Consider the following 3,224-nt stretch of genomic DNA (forward strand, 5'->3'; position numbering starts at 1 on the left):
TCTCCTATCGGAGAGGCTACGCCAACAAGTCCCACCCCGCCGAATTGACATTATTTATACATTACTTTTACAACATCAGTGTAATTGTCGATCGATCCCTCAATAACTAAAAATCATCGTTACGGTTTTCTAACCGCATCAGTCGTTAATTTAGCCTGCGATTATTTCTGGCATTATCTTCAGTTTTACGCTCATTCTGAGCCAGATCGGTATCGAGATCGGTGATATAGTTTTGGAGGGAATTGAACCCGCCCGTCATTGTCGTCAGCAGCTTTCCCTCCATACTATCCATCCGATTCTGCATCGCAATCATATTTTGCTGCATCGCAGTCATATTCTGTTGCAACACAGTCATGTTCTGCTGCATTACGGTCATATTTTGCTGCATCACAGTAACAGCTTGGATGACTTGACCGATCTAACCGATTTGACCTTGCATTGCAGTTAGGCTTTGCACTGTTTGAATGAGTTGATTTTCGATGCGTTCTAATCTTTCTTCTGACATATATTTAAGAAACTCAACAACTCTATTGTACTACTATCTGATCTTCCACATCAATATGACCCCTGCACGGGGATATCTCGACAGATCGGCTCCGCACCAATAGGGCACCCAACGGAGGAAACCCCCGAATAAAAAAATACAAAACAGGGGATGCCCCTACAGTTTTATATTAATAATTAATTATCGGTTTTAATATTGGTTGCTTGCTTGACGACGATCGATCGCAGTTACACTATTTAATTCCAATACTTTGCCGTTATCAACTACTGCATAAAGCAGCCACCGATCGCCACAATCTAAGCGATTTTTAACGGTGCATTCTAGATAAGAAAGAGCTTCATTAAGGACGATACAACCATTGTCGGCGAGTGATGTTTCTATCTCAGTAAATCGATCTGTTCCAGGTGCGGGTGGTTTGAGAAAATGACGGCGGAGATTTCTGCCTTCTTTGAGAATATTCACCACAAATTTTTCACCAGGATTAGCTAAACATTCTAAGTCTCGGTCTTTGGCGATCGCAATTGTAATCGCTGGTGGACTGAATCCCGCTTGCGATACTCGCGAGGAAAGCAAGCCGACGGGTTTACCGCCATTATTAGCGGTAATTACGCACAGGGAGCCAGTTACGCGCCCGATCGCTTGTCCGGTACGATCGGTTTGTCCGTCTACACTTACCTGTCTGGGTGCGCGGACTTTTTTAGCTTTATTCAATACCTTGGCAAATTCTACCCCTGCGGCTTCGCATTGTTCGATCGTCTCTTCCGTGGGTGAAAACTTGACGCGGATCGGTTCAAAGCCTTGGGGATAGCCGACATCTTGCAATTTGCCAGCAATTAGATCCACTGCTTCCCCACTCCAACCGTAGGAACCAAATACCCCCGCTACTTTAGTCTGGCTGGCGGTAGAAAGGACGATGCCGAGGGCGGTTTGGATTTGGGTGGGGGGATGTCCAGCGATCGTCGGAGAGCCGATGATGAAGCCATCACAGGCTTGCACGGCGCGGGTGACTTCTGCGGGTTCAGTAAATTCACAATCGATCGATCTGACTTGGACACCCGATTGAGTTATCCCTTTTTCGATCGCTCTGGCGAGGGTGGCGGTATTGCCGTAGGCGGATGTATATAAGAGCGCGACGCTGAGATCTTTTTTCTGCTGTTGTTCGCACCATTTCTGATAATCGAGGGTCAAAACACTGCGGCTATGGCGGACGATCGAGCCGTGAGTGGGTGCGTAAATGCGAATAGGTAGTTGAGCTAGTTTGGCGAGGATCGCTTCTACCTGGGGAGCCTGGGCGGCGTAGAGACAATCGAAATAATACTTGCGATCGTCCGCGAGGGTTTTCCAGTGTTCGTCAAATACAGCATCATCGCAAACGTGGGAGCCGAAGAGTTTATCTGTATAGAGAATCCCGGTGGCTCGATCGAATGTACAGAGCGCGTCGGGGTGGCGGGGGGTGGGGACGAATCGGAATTGCAGGACGTGTCCATTACCCAAGTCAAGGGTTTCTTCATCCCTGACTACGTGGACTTTCAGGGTTTGGTTGGTGCCAAATTCGATGCCCAAGTCGTTGGCTTCGTCTTCGCGAGGGGAGGGGAGATCGAAGGATTGGTTGGCAAGTACCGATCGTAGGGTATTTACACCTGCTTTGGAGCAGATAATCGTGGCGTAGGGAGCGGCTTCTAATAGGCGTTTGAGAGTAGCGATCCGGTTGGGGTTAATGTGGCTGAGGATGATGTATTTTAACCGTTGATAGTAGGCATGTTCGCCTAGTTCTTCGAGGAAGATGTCGGTAAAAGATTCGCCAGGAGGATCGATCAGAGCGATGGAGTCGCCTTCAATTAGATAGGAGTTGGCGGTGGTGCCTTTTTGACGGGCGTATTCGACTTCAAATTTGAGGCGTTCCCAAGTGCGAGAGCGAAGAACGGTGGTGTTGGGGGCGATTTGGGCGATTTGTACGTCGCGGGGTTTGGTGGGTGTCATGGGTTTTGTGTGATGGGAGAGAGTAGATAATTTTGTAGGTTGGGTTGAGCCTCGAAACCCAACACACTCAACAATCAATTGTGTAGATGTTGGGTTTCACATTCGTTCAACCCAACCTACATCTCTAGAATTATGTATGGCTTGAAAATCCCCTCCTTGGAGGGGTGCCCGAAGGGCGGGGTGGGTAGATCTACGCAACTCATCCATAAAAACCTCGACTTTAAAATCTCTTGTGAAATGAAGACGCATTTGATGAGAGCAAAAATTCATTTATCTCTCTGGCAATACTATTAACCTTATGACTGTCAGATCCACCATAAATCTTTATTTTATATGAAACACCTTTCGATCTAATTTCTGCGCTACTACTACCATAACAATGAGGATCGTAATAATGTTTGCCAAAAATGTCTTCTCTATGACAATTGTTTATATCAACCACCACTGGATTATGTATTTTGATTTCAGTCGGTTTAAGAAATTGTGATTTACGAATCAACATACATTCAACTCCTTCGATTGAACGAGTACAACTAAAATCAGTAGGTTCCATTTTGAACAGTAAACGCGGCAACAAAAAACATAGAACCATCCCACCTAAAAAAAGGCAATATATCAAACCATCTAAAAGTACATTATCTTTGTGATAGTATCCCATGATTTTACGTTTGCTCACCGATCGATCTCGCCCAGATCCTCACCACTAACAGCGCACCCATCACCAACAGAAAAGCACAGG

General features: G+C 46.2%; 3 protein-coding genes. All 3 read right to left on the bottom strand.

What is annotated here, in order from left to right:
* Positions 1 to 145: 145 nt before the first annotated feature.
* Entirely contained in the window at positions 146 to 391 is a 246-nt protein-coding gene (locus RMO79_RS10555) for a hypothetical protein (protein ID WP_310483108.1), read from the bottom strand.
* 303 nt (positions 392 to 694) lie between these two features.
* A complete protein-coding gene (locus RMO79_RS10560) occupies positions 695 to 2,485 on the bottom strand; it encodes a diflavin flavoprotein (protein WP_310483109.1) in 1,791 nt (596 codons plus the stop codon).
* A 220-nt stretch (positions 2,486 to 2,705) separates the two neighbouring features.
* A complete protein-coding gene (locus tag RMO79_RS10565; protein ID WP_310483110.1) occupies positions 2,706 to 3,161 on the bottom strand; it encodes a hypothetical protein in 456 nt (151 codons plus the stop codon).
* Between the last annotated feature and the right edge of the window lie 63 nt (positions 3,162 to 3,224).

It is taken from the genome of Chamaesiphon sp. VAR_48_metabat_403, from assembly GCF_031422475.1.
GTDB lineage: Bacteria > Cyanobacteriota > Cyanobacteriia > Cyanobacteriales > Chamaesiphonaceae > Chamaesiphon.